Source organism: Anoxybacillus sp. LAT27, from assembly GCF_022030075.1.
Classification (GTDB): Bacteria; Bacillota; Bacilli; order Bacillales; family Anoxybacillaceae; genus Anoxybacillus; species Anoxybacillus kestanbolensis.
Window position 1 is genome coordinate 1 of record NZ_JAIWYK010000112.1, and the last position, 293, is coordinate 293.

Sequence of the window (293 nt, forward strand, 5' to 3'; positions counted from 1 at the left end):
TCCGCTGGACGGAGATGCACACCTGGCCGGAGTAGGCAAACGCGCCGAAAATGCAGCGCGGGATCACGTCGTCCAGATTGGCGTCGCGGTCCACGATCACGGCCGAGTTGGAGCCCAGTTCCAGCGTCACCCGCTTCAGGCCGGCGCGGTTGCGGATGTTGATGCCGACAGCCGGACTGCCCGTAAACGTGATCACCTTGACGCGCGGATCGGTCACCAGCAGGTCGCCGACGGTGCCGCCGCTGCCCGTGACGACGTTGAGCGCGCCGGCCGGCAGCCCTGCCTGCTCAGCC

Annotated in this window: 1 protein-coding gene; it reads right to left on the reverse strand. The window is 68.3% G+C overall.

Annotated features, from left to right (window positions below; all coding sequences use genetic code 11):
• Positions 1–293, reverse strand: a 293-nt coding sequence (locus LD028_RS08740; RefSeq protein WP_237811584.1) for an aldehyde dehydrogenase family protein, incomplete at both ends; no start/stop codon positions are given.